The 16,480-nt window shown below is 39.0% G+C and carries 14 protein-coding genes and 1 other RNA gene; 1 reads left to right on the top strand and 14 read right to left on the bottom strand.

The window, feature by feature from the left end:
* Positions 1-15: 15 nt before the first annotated feature.
* From copZ to C6Y03_RS06975, 4 genes are all read right to left on the bottom strand, one after another.
* Entirely contained in the window at positions 16-222 is a 207-nt protein-coding gene (gene copZ, locus C6Y03_RS06990; protein ID WP_095285778.1) for a copper chaperone CopZ, read from the bottom strand.
* A gap of 84 nt (positions 223-306) precedes the next feature.
* A complete protein-coding gene (locus C6Y03_RS06985) occupies positions 307-612 on the bottom strand; it encodes a metal-sensing transcriptional repressor (protein WP_034659999.1) in 306 nt (101 codons plus the stop codon).
* 101 nt (positions 613-713) lie between these two features.
* Entirely contained in the window at positions 714-1,169 is a 456-nt protein-coding gene (locus C6Y03_RS06980) for a DUF6376 family protein (RefSeq protein WP_034660001.1), read from the bottom strand.
* A gap of 254 nt (positions 1,170-1,423) precedes the next feature.
* Positions 1,424-3,034: a histidine kinase N-terminal 7TM domain-containing diguanylate cyclase gene (locus C6Y03_RS06975; RefSeq protein WP_106039073.1), complete on the bottom strand. Its 1,611-nt coding sequence runs from the start codon at positions 3,032-3,034 to the stop codon at positions 1,424-1,426.
* Positions 3,035-3,346: 312 nt separating this feature from the next.
* Between C6Y03_RS06975 and C6Y03_RS06970 the strand changes: the two genes are divergently transcribed.
* Complete coding sequence (locus tag C6Y03_RS06970; protein ID WP_223260736.1) at positions 3,347-4,081, top strand: hypothetical protein; 735 nt, start codon at positions 3,347-3,349, stop codon at positions 4,079-4,081.
* A 330-nt stretch (positions 4,082-4,411) separates the two neighbouring features.
* Here the strand turns inward: C6Y03_RS06970 and C6Y03_RS06960 are convergent, their stop codons facing one another.
* The 10 genes from C6Y03_RS06960 to C6Y03_RS06915 all read right to left on the bottom strand — a co-directional run bounded on the left by C6Y03_RS06960 (position 4,412) and on the right by C6Y03_RS06915 (position 16,391).
* Positions 4,412-7,402, bottom strand: coding sequence for a type I restriction endonuclease subunit R (locus C6Y03_RS06960; protein ID WP_106039072.1), 2,991 nt, complete (start codon positions 7,400-7,402; stop codon positions 4,412-4,414).
* Positions 7,403-7,408: 6 nt separating this feature from the next.
* Positions 7,409-8,746 (bottom strand): restriction endonuclease subunit S, encoded by a 1,338-nt coding sequence (locus C6Y03_RS06955; RefSeq protein ID WP_106039071.1) that lies wholly within the window; start codon positions 8,744-8,746, stop codon positions 7,409-7,411.
* The gene (locus C6Y03_RS06950; protein WP_106039070.1) at positions 8,743-10,755 is read right to left on the bottom strand and encodes a type I restriction-modification system subunit M; all 2,013 of its coding nucleotides are present in this window, start codon (positions 10,753-10,755) and stop codon (positions 8,743-8,745) included. The genes C6Y03_RS06955 and C6Y03_RS06950 overlap by 4 nt, the downstream gene beginning before the upstream one ends.
* A 283-nt stretch (positions 10,756-11,038) precedes the next feature.
* Positions 11,039-11,401: a transfer-messenger RNA gene (ssrA, locus tag C6Y03_RS06945) on the bottom strand.
* Between the two features lie 176 nt (positions 11,402-11,577).
* Positions 11,578-12,048, bottom strand: coding sequence for an SsrA-binding protein SmpB (smpB, locus tag C6Y03_RS06940; protein ID WP_060597311.1), 471 nt, complete (start codon positions 12,046-12,048; stop codon positions 11,578-11,580).
* A gap of 139 nt (positions 12,049-12,187) precedes the next feature.
* Positions 12,188-14,530, bottom strand: coding sequence for a ribonuclease R (gene rnr, locus C6Y03_RS06935; protein ID WP_060597312.1), 2,343 nt, complete (start codon positions 14,528-14,530; stop codon positions 12,188-12,190).
* A gap of 19 nt (positions 14,531-14,549) precedes the next feature.
* Positions 14,550-15,296 (bottom strand): alpha/beta hydrolase, encoded by a 747-nt coding sequence (locus C6Y03_RS06930; RefSeq protein ID WP_060597313.1) that lies wholly within the window; start codon positions 15,294-15,296, stop codon positions 14,550-14,552.
* 124 nt (positions 15,297-15,420) lie between these two features.
* Positions 15,421-15,654, bottom strand: a complete 234-nt coding sequence (gene secG, locus C6Y03_RS06925) for a preprotein translocase subunit SecG (protein WP_003212746.1) — start codon at positions 15,652-15,654, stop codon at positions 15,421-15,423.
* 186 nt (positions 15,655-15,840) lie between these two features.
* Positions 15,841-16,131: an AbrB/MazE/SpoVT family DNA-binding domain-containing protein gene (locus tag C6Y03_RS06920; protein ID WP_060597314.1), complete on the bottom strand. Its 291-nt coding sequence runs from the start codon at positions 16,129-16,131 to the stop codon at positions 15,841-15,843.
* A 17-nt stretch (positions 16,132-16,148) separates the two neighbouring features.
* Complete coding sequence (locus C6Y03_RS06915) at positions 16,149-16,391, bottom strand: helix-turn-helix domain-containing protein (protein WP_106030503.1); 243 nt, start codon at positions 16,389-16,391, stop codon at positions 16,149-16,151.
* Positions 16,392-16,480: the final 89 nt, after the last annotated feature.

The raw sequence follows: 16,480 nt of genomic DNA, 5'->3' as shown, positions 1-16,480 counted from the left end.
CAGCACGTATATCATTTATACGACATCATATCCCTGTTCTTCAATCACATCAGAGATTCGGTGTAACGTGACTTGATCAGGATGAAATGAAACATCCACCTGTCCCTTGTCTAAATGGACTTTCACCGATTCAACACCTGTTAATTCTCCTACATTTCCTTCGACTGCTTTCACGCAATGTCCACAAGACATGCCCTGCACTTGAAGTGTTGCTTGTTCCACTTCTCATCGCCTCCTTCAATCATTTACTACAACTTACTATACCCTAGTAGGGTATCGATGTAAACATAAATAATTCTTAATGTGCTACGATTTTGCCAGTTTCGTAAAGACGTTCATTAACTCTTCAATGGCTTCATCCCCATTGCCGCTCTTAATGGCATCCGCTACGCAGTGATGTGTATGCTTTTCCATCAATTGAAGACTGACTTTTTTCAAAGCCGCATTGACAGCGGAGATTTGATTGACAACATCTATACAGTAACGATCGTTTTCAATCATTTGCTGAATCCCGCGCACTTGTCCTTCCACTCGTTTCAACCGATTGATCAATTGATCTTTATCCTTCTCGGCTCTAGGCGAAGCCATATGTCTTTCTTCATGTTCTGTCATGTGATCACCTTTTTTCTAATAAGACTTGTTTTTATTTAAATTAAAGCATATCTTCACCGGAAAAGGCAAAGATATGCTGAACACACTCTATAGTGTTTGCCTTAGTTTGTTAATTGTTCAATGTCCTGCAATAGATTGACGGACTGCTGAAGCTGCTTGATCAACCCTTGCTGGTCCTCAAGCATAGCAGCAACGTCGATGTTGTCCGCTTTCAATTGCTGTAAATACGTTTGAATTTCCTCTGACAGCACCTTATTTTTTTCAATGATCTGCACATGCAGGTCTTCTGCTATTTTTGGTGCTGTCAGTTCATTAAATTCTTGAATGTCTGCTTTCAATGATTCAAGCTGCTGGGTTAATTCTGCTTTTTTGGCGGCGTTTTTTACAGCTTCTTCTGCGAGCTGTGGAAAGTCCTCCGTAAATTGCTGAATGTCCGTCACATACTCATTTGCCTCTGTGACATATGTCGTTGTATCACTTACTTGGTCAAGCAAACCGGAGCATCCACTTAATACAAGCGTGCCCGAAAATAACAAAGAGATCACATATTTTTTCAAGATCGATCATCCTTTCATCTGCGGTATTGAAAACATCATTTGTCCCGCTCCCCCATCACACAGATGCAATAAGACCTTAAAAAAGCCAGACCTTTGCCTCATGTGTGATAGGCAAAGGTCTGGCTAACATGTTCATGCCGGAATGGCCGAGAAACAACGTGAGTTTCTGTAATGACGACCAAACCGTAAAAGCTACTCCCCTTTAGGAAACCGTTCAAATGTTATGTTTATCATATCGAATGTCAGGACAACAGTCAATGAGAAGCTGGCGGTAGATCATGCTCTTCATACAGCATATAGTCCGCTCCAGTTGACGCATAAATCCGGTTGCGCCCTTGGCGTTTTGACATATACAAGGCTTGGTCCGCTTCAAATAGAAGAGTTTCTAATACATTTGGATCATAAGCTGTATGAGCGATTCCAAAGCTCGCTGTCACTCGCACTTTTTCCTCATCAGTCTCAAAGAAACTCGTCTCAAACGAATGTCTCATTCGCTCCGCAATATGACATGCCTCTTCAAATGAATGATGCGGCAGACAAATAGCAAACTCTTCTCCGCCATATCGTCCGAATAAATCGTCCATCTGTAAATGCTGCTGACAAATGGTGACAACATGACGCAGCGCCTCGTCTCCAATATGATGTCCATGCGTGTCATTGATTTGTTTAAAGAAATCAATATCAAACAGCAAGATCGCCGTATCCTGCGCATCCTCTTCCAAGATCATCTGCGTTCGTTCAATAAAAGAAGAACGATTGAAGATATTCGTCAACCCATCAATATACGCACGACGCTCCAGCTCTTCCTGCAGCAAACGCTGCTCTGTTACATCACTGATCACAATTTGCCTGCCCTCGATCTCTCCTCTTCTATTAAATAGGGACGATGCGGTCAAGTGATAATAGCTGGAATGATCTTTTTCCCTTTTAAACATTAAATCATATTGCGAATGATCCTGCGGAGAACGCAGCCACTGAATGAACGCGGTATCTTTGATGATCCCTGAGAAAATATCGTCAATTTTAAAGCCAATCCCCTTTTTATTAGAAAGTGCTGGAATGATCGATGCAGCAGCGGGGTTGTAATCTATGAGTGTCCGGTATCGATCTAAAATGAGAACCCCTTCAGACATATGCTCAAACACACGCTCCATTGCAATGGGAGAGAGCTTAAAGAGCTGGAACGACATAATCGCCCATAAGTAGAGTGCATTGGTTAAAAACATCACCACAGGGACCGGGTCAATGTGAAGAGGCGTAACGCCTAATAAATAGATAAAAGATGTCGTGATTGGCAGAAACATTCCCACTAGCAGAATGAGGATCTGCTTTAAATATTCTTTTTTTGTGACACGTAAAAACCAAACCAGCATAAAAATAGCGAGCATCGAACAGCCAAATGTATAGACGCCATGAATGATATACCAATAGCCAATCGTAAAATCAGCCAATAAAAAACCGTCTACTGGATTCATCGTGATGCTACGATAAAAGAGTGAATGAAAAGAGTTGGTGAACACCATAATGGTGGTGAGAGTTGGAATCAGTAAGATGAGAAGCACGCGGCGCTTTGTGAAATATTGATGGAATCCCGTAAATTGCAGCACAATCATCAGACTGAAGGGTGCGATGAACGGAAGACCTATGTATTGAAAACAAACCCAGAACATGATCTGTCCAGGTGTACTTGCCAATAATTCAAACGTGTGCCCAAAGATATAAATCGCAGTTGCTCCAGACATGTACATAAACAATTGACAGCCAATATACCGGCGGCGGTTCGCATGAGCAATGATTGATAATATCACGGACAGAATGCCAGAAACACTCATGATCACAATAAAATGTAAAACAATCGAATCCATGTAAACGCCCCAATTTCAGTTATTTAGAACTAGTCTAATCTTACTATATATGAGGAAGTCATAAATGGGAAGATGTGATTTTGATTTGGTTGGAGGTTTTTTAAACTCTTTATGACATTTGTCTATTCTTCTTTTTTTACAACACATCCCACAAGGGTCTTAAGGCACCTTTTTAACTAATTAAAAAATCGCCGAAAATTAACTTCCAGCTCAATATAAAACCTACTTTTTTACCCTTTTTTATAATAATGACCACACCATATTTTATTTGCAGTACAATGATGACAACATTAAATGGAAGGGGAAAATTTAATGAAGAAAAACAATCGTAGAAAGTTTTCTAAACTATTGATAGGCTTGTTAACAATTATCATATCCACAACGGGTTTTTCCAATGTAGGCTCTGCGGAAGAAAAAAAATCAGATGTTAACAACTCTGAACAAAATCAACCACTTCATTCTGAACAAAAAGATGTTAAAAAAACAAAGGTAAGTATGAAAGACATAAAGAAGATAGAGTCATATCTATATTTATCTAAAAAAGGAACACTTATTTTAAAGTCAAATTATACTGATTTGAATCTAGATCATTCAATAATTAAAGAAGTAAAAGCGTGGCTTAAGTATAGTAACCAATTAGTACTTGAAAAGAAAGCTGTTATTCAACCTGATTTTAGTATTAAAATGCTAGATGAATCTAACACTAATTCACTTGATCATAAGGTATCAACATTATCTAAAGGATGCGGGAAGAACGGTCACAATGTTTATTGGTGGGGATATAACTTATACTTTGATTGCAATGAGACCAGATCTTTATATCAGTCTTTCAAAGCTGGAGGAGGCGCTACTAGTGGAATCGCAGCCATTTCTAGATTCATACCGGTTCCTCCTACTCAACTAGCTAGTTCTATTGCTGGAGTAATAGGTGGAGGGCTTGTAGGCTTTGGTCAAATGATTCAAGATGAACATGAAGGACATGGCGTAAGAATAAGATTTACCGGATTAGGTTATGCAGCAGTTCCATCTGGTGTATTCCCACAATAAATATAGGGAGGTAAAAAAATGACCTTCATCATAATCATGGCAGGTTTATTTATGCTCATTCTTTTAGATAAACCGTTTCAAAAAAGAAAGTCTGGTTTACTATTCTTAGTATGTTATTTATTACTCATTTCATTGTATATCATTAATACAACGTTTATGAAATTTATATCAAATAAACTTCTACTCATTATAGCTATTTTCGTAGTTAGCCCTTTGTTTATTCGATTCCTTAAACCTTCTCAAAAAACTGAACAGTGATTACTACAAAAAAAGATGACGGACCGTCATCTTTTTTCTTATAGGACTTAGACAGATATTGCGATAGAATCATCATCGATTCACTTCTCCGTATACCTCATTTAACATGTCTTCCATAATATACGACTTAAATTCATCGTTCTCTAAAATCTTCATAAAGAACTCCTGATTGCTACTCATTCTGTCGATAACAAAATTCATAAATGTTTTTTCGAAAGCAAATTTGAAGTTTTCTTTTGTATTGTTTTTCGCTTTCTGACGAAGATCATCATCATTCAACATGTCCTCTTTCACTTGCTCACGAGAAAGAAAATCTGTTTCTGTAAATTGTGTACCAAAGCGCTCATTTAACTTTTCTAACACGCTTGATAATCGCACCTTCTCATCTTCAGCTACACCACCAGCACCATGCTTCTGTGGATCAAGTTCAATGCCTCCCGTTTTTTCCAGCTCGATGCTTCCTTCGAATACTTTTTGATTGCGGTAATATTCAAGTGCGATATCATCAGCTAAATAAACATCCTTATCACCAGTTGTACGAGGTAGTTTACGCAACAAGTATGTTAAATAAATATATTGCTTGTGTAAGCTTAGATCAATAAATGTTACAACTTGTAGCACAAAACTATACGTACGAATAAATTTTGTTGCGGCTTGTTTAAAATCAAACTGTTCTTCTTCTGAAAGCTTTTTATATCGCTCTACACCTTTGTCAAGAATTGCATTTAACTCTGTTTGCGCCTTAGTTGACTTTTTCACACCGTCTTTTACTTCAAGTTCATTAACCCTTTGCACCTCATCTTCCTTAAATACTTGATGAGGCTCGATATCAGCCTGCATATCATAAAGGATATTAGGGTCCGTAATTTCAGATAGACTTGTTGATTCGTAATATGGTTGGAACGAAGCTTTCATAACCTCTGGTTCATTTACAAAATCGAGTACGAATGTGTCCTCTTTACCTGGGCAAGTACGATTTAAACGAGATAGAGTTTGCACCGCTTTAATACCACTTAATGGCTTATCTACATACATCGTATGCAACAGTGGTTCATCAAATCCCGTTTGATATTTCTCAGCTACAAGCAATACTTTGAATTCATCTGAATTGAATTTATCAGGTAGCTCTTTTTCAGAGAAACTGTTCATGTCCGGCTCTGTATAATCTATTCCACCGTCTTTTACAGTACCTGAGAATGCCACAACTGTTTTTAAATCGTTATATCCCTTTTCATGAATATACTTATCAAAAGCAATTTTATAACGTACTGCATGTAAACGGCTTGCTGTCACGACCATTGCCTTGGCACGTCCACCAATTTTCCGCTGTACAAAATTCCGATAATGTTCAATGATAATTTCTGTTTTTTGTTCAATGCTGTGCGGATGCAATGAAACGTATTGAGCAAGCTTTTTGGTGGCTTGCTTCTTCGATACCTCCGGATCATCATCGACAGTCTTGGCAATTTTCCAGAACGTTTTATACGTCGTGTAGTTTTCAAGTACATCTAAAATAAACCCTTCTTCAATTGCTTGGCGCATTGTGTATTGATGAAAGGCCTCTGGCTTACCATCAATACCAACCGTACCAAACTTTTCTAAAGTCTTGGGCTTGGGAGTCGCTGTAAATGCAAAAAACGATACGTTATCCTGTTTCCCACTTTTCAAAATGGCTTCCACAATTTTCTCGTCTACATCAGCTAAGTTTTCTTCGGCAATGCGGTCTTCCTCATATGCTGCTTCTAACGTCTTATCTGATAGAACATTTGTTAACGCAGTAGATGCTTTACCACCTTGAGATGAGTGCGCTTCGTCGATAATAACTGCATATTTTTTTCGCTCTAAACCCGCTACTTTCTCCAAAATAAATGGGAACTTTTGGAGCGTTGTAATAATAATGCGTGTTTCACTATTAATAGCACGTGCTAATTGCTCTGAGTTTTTATCGACTGGTTCGACCATTCCTGCTTTATGCTCTAACTGATACACTGCGTCTTGCAATTGCTTATCTAACACTCGGCGATCGGTAATCACGATGACACTACTAAAGATCGATTCATTTTCCTCGTTATGTAGCTTAGCTAAACGGTGTGCAAGCCATGAGATCGAGTTCGTCTTACCAGATCCCGCAGAGTGCTGAATTAAATAATTATGACCGACAAGTTTTTGTGCAACATCTGCTTCTAACTTACGTACAACATCAAGCTGATGGAAACGAGGAAAAATGAGCATTTGACGCTCACCTATTGTTTCACCGTTTGAATCTTTAATGTCGTCTTTCTTAATAAAGATGAAGCGATATATAATATCGAGTAAGCTATCAGGTACTAAAATGTCTTCCCATAAATAATGCGTCCGATAGTTGTCACCATAAGTTAACGGATTGCCTTTCCCGCCATTATTGCCTTTGTTAAATGGGAGGAAGTAAGTTTTGCCTTTATCAAGCTTTGTTGTCATAAACACTTCATCGGGGTCAACGGCAAAGTAAACAGCAACACGCTCATTAAATTTAAATAGCTGCTCACGTGGATCACGATCATTCTTTAATTGTTTCATCGCATCTTCAACTGTTTGATTTGTTAATGGATTTTTCAGCTCCATCACTACAAGAGGTAAACCGTTTAAAAACAGCACCATATCTAAGCTATTGTTATGCTTATCACTGTAAAACACTTGGCGAGCAACATTAAAACGGTTTTTCCTATACTGCTGATTTAATGTTTTATTCATATCAGTGGGTGGCTGGTTATACGCAAGTTGTAATGTGACACCACGGTCTTTAATCCCTTTACGTAAACATTCAATCAAACCTTGTTTATGTAGCTGACCTTTAATGCGCTTTAACACTTGTTCTTTATAAGTAGGGCCATACGATTTTTCTAACGTACGCATCCGCTTTTCCTGCGTATCTTCTAAAAAAGCAAATAGCTCTTCTACGTCGATTGCATGCTGCTTGAAAGAACTACTTGCCTCACCTTCTAACACACGCTTTTTATAGCCATTCGCGATTAATGCTAATTCGATATTTGTCTCAAAACCTGTTTCTGTAGTATCGATCGCCATTACAATTCACCTCACTTCATCAAATTCCATATCACGTACGTCTATTTTGCCTGTTACTGCTTCGTAGATAAGGGATTGGCGGTATTCTTTTAGTTTTTCGATTTGACTTTTCACCTTTTCAATAGTACAACGAACTTCTTGATTAACGACATAGAGCTTTTCTGCAATTTCTAACTGTTCATTAAATGGTGGTAATGCGATCAAACCATTTTTTATCGCCTCTTTTGAAAGCCCAAATCGTGTAACACCATTAGCTCTTGTATAAAACTGTTCTCTTATTTGAACAGATTCTAAGGTGTAGTATAAATAATGACCTAATGTATTTTCGAAACAGCGAATCAATGAAAGATGATAACCGCAAACTACACCATCTAAGTCTTGAGAAACCCATGTTGGTATAGCAATATCTGTAGATGATTCGGAATCTTTTGTGATGATGACATCATGTTTTTTCAACGTAAAAGTTTTAATTTGTTCATCTTTAGCAGTTGCCTTCATAAAATCTATGTCAGCAGTTATTGAATCGTTATAATAAACGTCTACATAATTACAAAGTAAAACTTCTACTTCACCATCAACACTTTTTTTATCTACATTACTTGAATAGACATTGGCTATCTCTTTTATTTTTCGAATTTCCCAATGCTCAGGAATCTCACCAATCCACTCAACACCTGAATCTTTCATTTTCACATTCGGATTTAAACCTTTTGTAACAGCTTCTGTGATGATTGATTGGCGTTGTTCTTCTAATAGCTTTATATTAAGTTCCTTCATCTCAATAAGTTTATCAATCTGAACTACTTTATTTTCTATATAATGCACCAACTTTTCTTGCAAATGTAAAGGTGGTATTGAGATAAAAAGATTCTCAATTACCTTCATTCCTATATTTTGCTGCGTACCAAAGCTCCAACTAATTTCTACTTGTTCTCTAAATGCGGCTGAACCAATGAAATAATATAAATATTTCGGTTGTATTATCTCTTTATCTGCTCTAATTAATGCTAGTGGAGACCAAATACTGAACTCCTCATCAGTTTCAACCATAGCTACGTTGCCAGTGGTAGCACCCGACTTAATCATAAAAATATCATCACGTTGTGGCTTACACTTCTTTATATATTTTTCATGGTCTTCTCGAGAAATATATCCTCGTTTTAAATTAAAATCTATCTTTCCCTTTTTTACAGACTCAGCAGATAAAAAAGGGATACCTTCATCCAATAGTTCTGGAGTTTCATGAGGTCCATCAGTAATAGGCGTATCTAATACTCGCTTTATTTTTAATACTTTCCAATCAACATTAATTGCCGTTTTCTCCAATTCAAATAAAGGTCTCATCCCATCACCTTCTTCAACTGCTCAACAATCTCAGCTTCTAATGCACGAATCTCGTCCATAATTTCAGTTGAACTGCGTAATGCTGTGTATTTGTAGAATTGGCGAGTGAATGGAATTTCGTAGCCGATTTTTGTTTTTGATTCATCAATCCATGCGTCTGGTACATGTGGTAATACTTCACGTGCAAAGTAGTCATGAATGTTTTCTTTTAACGTTACGTTTTCAGTATCACGTAAATCTGTATCTGGTTCGATATCTGTTTTGTTTTTCATGCATACATCGGCTGTTTCATCTTTTTCAGAAAGCCCCGCTAAAATTGCCTTTAAAACTGGTGATCCGATAGTAATGCCCGCTTGTTTTAATGCACCTTTTAGTACTTTCGTGAACTCGTCACGATTTTTATATACTGTATCGCTTTCTAACGTGCGTAACACATATATAATTTGCGTTTGTAGCTTCTTACCTTCTTCAATTTCAAAGTGACCTGCATCGCCTTTTTTCTTCGATATTGCTAAGTTCTCAAAGCCTTTTTGCTCTACAACACGTGCCAAGCGCTCTTCATTTACTTGGAAGTTTAAACGTAATGGACGTTCTACTGTAATTTTCGAATAACCAAAGTCTTCATTCTCAAAAATCTTCACGTACTCGTTTGGCTGTGCATCGCCGTATAAACGAACAATCTCATTCATTTGCTCTTCCGTAATTTCGTTACGCTTGCTACCCATCGACTTTTTCATTTTTTTCGAGAAGTCTACAGCATTGACTAAACGTACTTTCCCTTTATGAAGTGGTGCTTTATTGTTTGTTAAAATCCAAATGTACGTTGCAATGCCTGTGTTGTAGAAAAGGTCGTTCGGCAGTGCCACAATCCCTTCTACTAAGTCGTTTTCAAGAACATACTTTCGAATTTCGCTTTCACCAGAACCTGCATCACCTGTAAATAACGGCGAACCATTCATAATAATAGCTAAACGAGAGCCTTGTGGATTTTCTACTGTGACTGGCTTCATTTTTGAGATTAAGTGCATGAGGAATAATAGCTGCCCATCACTTGTACGAGGCGTACCAGGTCCAAAACGACCATCAAAACCTTGTTTCTCATGTTCGTTTTTAATTGCTTTCTCATATGATTTCCAGTCCACTCCGTACGGTGGATTTGAAATTAAGTAATCGAATGTATCATGTGGGAATTGATCGTTTGATAACGTGTTTCCTAAACGAATGTTACGTGCATCTTCACCTTTAATAAGTAAGTCTGCCTTACAAATCGCATAGGATTCAGGGTTAATCTCTTGACCGAAAAATTCTAAATGTGCTGTTGGATTTTGATTAAGTAAATATTCTTGGGCAACTGAACCCATACCACCTGTACCAGCTGCACAGTCATACAATGTTTGTGTTAAACCTGGCTTCGTTAAAATACTCGCATCATCATGTAAAAATAACAAATGTGTCATTAAACGAATAACTTCACGTGGCGTGTAATGATCCCCTGCTTCTGCATACTCGTTGAAACGACGAATTAGTTCCTCAAATACATAACCCATCTCAATGTTTGAAACTGTTTCTGGATGTAAATCGATTTCACTAAAGCGTTTAATCGTTAAGTATAATAAGTCATTTTGATCAAGCTTATCGATTTGGCGATCGAAGTCGAAGTGCTCCATGATATCACGTGCCACTTTTGAGAAACCATTTATATAGTCACGTAAGTTATCAGCGATATTATCAGCATCTGTTAATAGCTTGTTAAAATCATACTTACTTATGTTGTGAAAGTTTTGCTTAGAAACACGATTTAAAATCTGCTCACGTGCTTCATCTGTCATATTTGGATACTGCTCTGCTTTCACTAACACTTCTTCTTTTGTGCTTTCTAATACGCAGTCAAAACGGCGTAATACAGCTAATGGCAAAATAATTTCACCGTAGTCTTCTGGCTTATATGGCCCACGTAGAATCTCTGCAATTGACCAAATGAAGCTTACTTTATCTTGGAAGTTGATCATGTTACGTACCTCATTTTAAATTTATTTTCCCGACAATAACCTTGTAAATATAATGCAATATTACATTCAATTATAAATGTTCCAACAACAAAACGTAACTGCAAAAAATAGAAACTTTAACCAAAGACATTGGAATTGGTAACTCTTCAGGTCAACCTGATATAAAGAACACTTATTATTAGCTCTCTACATTGTGAATTTTATAAATCACCGACAATAGAAAAAAGCCAAAACCCTTGATATGAAAGGACTTTGACCTCATTGATTTCCTTCGAAATCATATGTATGGAGACGGTGGGAGTCGAACCCACGTCCAGAGACATCGATTACTTAAGCGTCTACGAGCGTAGTCAACATATTTCGTGTTCACTCATCCGCATGCCTGCTGACGGGCGCTTGGAGAGCTAGTCTGATGGATCTCTTCTTACGTCCTCAGACGGAAACGTAAGCGTAGCCTACTTCATTGGGCTCCTCACAGACACATAGGCGATGTCAGGAAGAGCTCGCTGCGCTTATTAGGCAGCTAGTGCTAAGTTTTGGTTAAAACTTTTAGTTTTGCCAGTTACATTTAAGTGCGTGTTAACGAGATCGCCTCTCGGCTCGCAGCCTAAGCTCGAACCATCCCTGTCGAATCCGTAACGTCCCCTTGTAAAAGGGATATACGGGATGGAAACGTTCAGCTTAACTGCTTCCGTATATAACTATTATAACAATCTCTTCGCTTGAAACAACTGGTGGTTTCTGTAAGAAAAGCAATGATTGTTTACTGCATAACATATTGTAGCATAATGCTTCCGCTCTCAGCAAGCCATCTGCATGAATCTAGAATTGCTTTTGGCGATCACGGAAAGCACGCTCGATTTCACGTTTTGCATCTTTTTTCTTCAGATCGTCACGTTTATCATATTTCTTTTTCCCTTTACCAATTCCGATCAGCACTTTGGCAAAGCCATTTTTTAAATAGAGTTTCAGAGGCACGAGTGAGTAGCCCTCTTCCTTTGTCGCACCAATCAATTTGCTGATTTGCTTGCGATGAAGCAGCAGCTTTCTCGTTCTCAGCGGATCATGGTTATAACGGTTCCCCTGCTCGTATGGGCTTACGTGCATGTTGTGAAGAAACACTTCTCCTCGCTCGATTTTGGCAAAGGAATCTTTTAAATTCACTTTTCCTGCACGAATCGATTTGATTTCAGTTCCTTGTAACACAAGGCCGGCTTCATACGTTTCTTCTATAAAATAGTCATGATTTGCTTTTTTGTTTTGGGAAACAACCTTTCCCTCTCCCTTTGGCATTGGCGTACACCCTCCTTTTGACACAAACACGGTCCAAATCGTACGGATTATTTTATCAAACAATCCAGCTTTCGACAATGCTGACGCCATGTGGTCAAAAAGCAAATAGAGCGTGATGCCCTATTTGCTTTTTGGCACGTTACTTTTTCTTTTTGCGCTTTTGTTTTGGAGCGTTATCAAATACGCGTTTTTTCTTTTTTTTCTTCTTACTGCCTGTGAACCAGTCACTTCCGCCTTTATCTTCCTTTGGTTTATCCCCAGAGGCATTTTGACCTCCGCGCCCTTTTTTCGCTGGTGAATCTGTCCGTTTTTTGAACTTGAAATCTTTTGGCGATTTACGGCGGGTGCCTTTCATGCCGACGATTTCAAAATCAATGGAGTGCTCATCTTTATTAACACTAACCACTTTGACAGTGATTTCGTCACCGATGCGATATACATTTCCTGTCCGCTCACCGATCATGGCAAAATGCTGTTCATCAAAACGATAATAGTCGTCTGTCATGTAGCTGACATGGACAAGACCTTCAATTGTATTCGGCAGTTCAACAAATAGCCCAAAGTTCGTCACGGAACTAATCATGCCATCAAACTCTTCACCGATTTTATCAAGCATAAATTCTGCCTTCTTGAGGTCATCTGTTTCACGCTCTGCATCGACTGAACGGCGCTCCATTGTAGACGCATGATCTGCGATTTCAGGCAGCAGCTGGCCCCACTTTTCTAGGGTTGCTTCGTCTGTCTTTTTCTGAATCAAATAGGTTCTGATCAGTCTATGCACGATTAAATCCGGATAACGGCGGATCGGTGATGTAAAGTGCGTATAGAATTCCGTTGATAACCCAAAATGGCCGATGCTTTCTGGATCATACTTCGCCTGTTTCATAGAACGAAGCATCACGGTTTGTATCACAACTTCTTCTGGTTGATCCCTCACAGCATCAAGTACACTTTGAAGTGCACGCGGGTGGATGTTTGTCGACGTTCCTTTCACAATGTAACCAAACGTTGTCACGAACTCTAAAAAGCGCTGAAGCTTCTCAGGATTTGGTTCTTCGTGAATTCGATATATGAAAGGTACATTCAACCAGTGGAAATGCTCTGCAACCGTTTCGTTTGCAACAAGCATGAATTCTTCAATTAATTTCTCTGCGACAGATCGCTCACGAATGACAACGTCTTTCGCCGCTCCTTCATCATCTACAAGCACTTTTGCTTCCTTGAAGTCAAAGTCTACTGCCCCGCGCTCCATCCGTTTGTCTCGAAGAATCTCTGCAAGCTTCTCCATCTCTTGGAACATTGGCACAAGCGGCTCATATTTGTCTAAAAGCTCTTCGTCTTGGTCGACTAAAATCTTATTCACATCAGAATAGGTCATTCTTTCCGTCGTTTTGATCACACTTTGGAAAATCTCATGTTTGACGACCTTCCCATTTCGATCGATGACCATTTCACAAGACAGTGTGAGACGATCGACCTTCGGATTCAATGAGCAAATACCGTTTGACAGGCGGTGCGGGATCATCGGAATGACGCGGTCTACGAGATACACACTCGTTCCACGCTCATAAGCTTCCTGATCAATCGGGGAGTTCTCTGTGACATAATGAGAGACATCTGCAATATGCACCCCTAGCTTATATTTGCCATCATCCAGCTTTTGCACCGTAACGGCATCATCTAAGTCCTTCGCATCTGCTCCGTCAATTGTTACAATTGTTTCGTTGCGCAAGTCACGTCTGCCTTCCAGGTCTTTTTCATCAATCGTTTCAGGTGTGTCTACTGCCTGCTGAAGCGCTTCTTCTGGGAACTCACCTGGCAGGCCGTGTTTATGAATGATCGATAAAATATCAATGCCAGGGTCATTTTTATGACCGAGGATTTCAGTCACTTCGCCCTCTGCACTCATTCTTCCTTCTGGGTAGCTTGTCAGCGTCACGACCACTTTATGCCCTTCGACCGCTCCATTTTTAGCGGATTTCGGGATGAAGATATCGGTTGTGATTTTTTTATCATCAGGAATGACAAAGCCAAAGCTTTTCGTTTCTGTGTAGGTACCGACAACCGTCTGAGTATTACGCTCCAGAATTCGGATGACAGTTCCTTCTTTTTTTGTTCCGTTTGATTTGTGGCTGACACGAACCATGACCGTATCACCATTCATCGCTGTGCCTAGCTCATTAGGCGGAATGAAAATATCATCCTGTCCAAACTCTTCTGGTGTCACAAATGCAAAACCTTTTGCATGAGCAGACAGCTTTCCTTTTACCAAGTTCATTTTTTCTGGTACACCGTAGCGATCGCTGCGCGTGCGAACGATGAGTCCTTGATCTTCCAGCATCACAAGTGCTTTGACGAGCTCTTTATAATCATCAGGATTGGTAATCTCCATCATCACTTCCAGCTCTTGAACGGTTAACGGTTTATAAGCTTCATCTTTCATAAAAGCGAGTAATTCATCCATAAATTCTTCTTTTTGCACACTCTAACCCCCTATATATTTAAATTGACCAATTAAGTGATTCTAAGAATGCATATACATCCTGATGAACCTTCTCACGCTCTTTATCAAGCGTGATCACATGGCCTGATTCTTCATACCATTTCAAATGCTTTTGATCTGTCTCTACTTCGTTATAAATGATATTCGCACTGTCTGTATTAATCATATGATCGTGACGTGCCTGAACAACAAAAGTAGGTGAATAAATCATGTCGACATTGTTTCTGACATCTGCAATCAGTTCTTGCAGGCTTTTGAGTGTATCCATTGGCGTTTTCTTGAACTCTTCCATTTCCTGTTCAATCTGCTCCTCTGACTTACCCTCGAATTTCTTATAGTTACGGGCATATTCTAGTACACCCTGGTACATGACTTCTTCACTTTTTATGTACATAGGTGCACACATAGGTACAATTCCCTTTACAGGTACAGTGTAACCTAATTTCAATGAAAAAACTCCTCCGAGGGATAGTCCGCAAACCGCAATTTCCTCATAGCCTTCATCTTTTAAGAATTGATAGCCTTCTTCTACATCTTTCCACCAGTCAGCCGGGCCAGATTGGACAAGCTCTTCTGGCGGCACACCGTGTCCTTTATATTGAGGTGCATGGCATGTATACCCTCTTTCGTTCAAATAACGGCCTAGCATTCGAACATCGGCTGTATTCCCAGTAAAACCGTGAAGAAGAAGCACCGCCTTTTCTCCACCTTTAAACGTAAATGGTTTCGGTGTAACAACTTTCATGATGTGACTTCCTTTCCTTCTGATATGGTTTATATTTTCCACTTGTATGTATGAAACAAACACAAAAGAGTGCTGATAATAAAAAAAGGTCTGAAAAAAGATCAGACCTTCTGTTACTCGCGCCTTACACGCCTAGATATGCCAATGCAAGTGTTAAGATGAAGAAAAGCACTGACAAAATAACCGTTAATCGGTGAAGTATCAAGTCAAGGCCTCTCGCTTTTTGCTTACCGAAAAGCTGCTCGGCTCCACCTGAAATAGCGCCTGACAGTCCAGCACTTTTACTTGATTGTAACAATACAACGATGATAAGTGCGATACTGACAATTACGAGTAATGTGATAACAAATGCGTGCATGAAAACACCTCCAGACAAACTGGTACACATAACTTTATTTTACATGAAAACAAGGTGCATGTCACGAAACATCAAAATAAAGATTCCCTCTATATTGTCGACTTTATTCGTTATTTTGATTCAATTTCATTCCAAAGAGTAGTATGCAGCATTTTTTATATGCAATTTTCGGTTAAAAATACGTTTTTAACGGGTTGCTTCTTCTTTCAATAGCTGTTTTAATTCTACTAACAAACGTTCAGCTCCTTCAGGACTCAGCATCACATTCCCATTTCCATAGCTTTTGTTATACTTCGTCACTTGTCCAGTTAACAGGCAGCTCTTATCTGCATCATATTTTTTCAGCATAATGGTTTGATCTTCAATGAAAATTTCTAATAGCTGCTCTTCTTTAATATTGAGCACCTTGCGCATTTCTGAAGGCAGAACAATTCTGCCTAGTGAATCAATATGTCTGACCATCCCAGTTCTTTTCAACGACATTGCCTCCTTGATCATTTCATTCGTTGACTTTTGTCAATATCTTCATAGTAAAATAGATCTTCAAATTTTTTATCAAAGTAATGAATCATTTTGCCAATGACAAGCTGGCCTGGTTTCCGGTGACCATTTAATACCCTGCTGAGTGTGGCAGGAGAAATGCCAATTTCATCAGCGAGCTGATTTAAAGACATATCGTTTTCGATCATATACTGCATGACAAAAGCCCGCCTGATCTGAATCTTTTCGACCATCATTACAACCTCCTATGGAATCAATATGTACAACGTGCAGGTGCTCACTTGAAACAGACCATTAACTTAAGTCAACACTTTTACCCCTCTGC

Source organism: Bacillus sp. LNXM65 (genome assembly GCF_002998575.1).
GTDB lineage: Bacteria > Bacillota > Bacilli > Bacillales > Bacillaceae > Bacillus.
This window is presented reverse-complemented; position numbering and strand designations above follow the sequence as displayed.